Here is a 475-nt window from a genome sequence, read left to right on the forward strand (position 1 = left end):
ATATACGGACGATCTCTGAATGCATTTTGCGCCTCGCCAGAAAAATGAAGCTTTTCGCTGGCAGGCTGCGCCAATTTAATTCATATGACAAAGCCGTTGGGGGTTTTTCCACAATCCATCGCATTTTTGCCCAAAAAGCTGCGAAAAAAACCTTTCCCAGAGCCTCGTACAGCGCCAAAAGCGCGATTCGGGTGGGGTAGGTGCCACCCCAGCCCAGAAACGCGTCCTACGCGACTCACAGGCGGTATTTCTCCCCGGAAGACCGTCGAAACGACCCGGAGAGCGGAATTTTCGCGTCGCGGGATCAGCGCCCGTTGCATTGCGGCGGCCGCTTGGCCAGAAACGCATCGACTGCCTCTGCGTGGTCCTCGGTCTCATGCGCGATGGCCTGCATCGCCGCCGACATCTCGAGGATCGTGTCGAGGCTCGCTTCCTGGGCACTGAGGATAAGCCGCTTCGCCATGCGGAGCGAGCG

1 protein-coding gene is annotated in these 475 nt (G+C 58.1%); it reads left to right on the plus strand.

Annotation, left to right across the window (positions count from 1 at the left end; all coding sequences use genetic code 11):
- Positions 1 to 200: hypothetical protein (locus AAFM29_RS17335; RefSeq protein ID WP_341713970.1), on the plus strand; the 200-nt coding region annotated here is incomplete at its 5' end.
- Positions 201 to 475: the final 275 nt, after the last annotated feature.

Source organism: Erythrobacter sp., from assembly GCF_038133525.1.
Taxonomy (GTDB): domain Bacteria; phylum Pseudomonadota; class Alphaproteobacteria; order Sphingomonadales; family Sphingomonadaceae; genus Qipengyuania.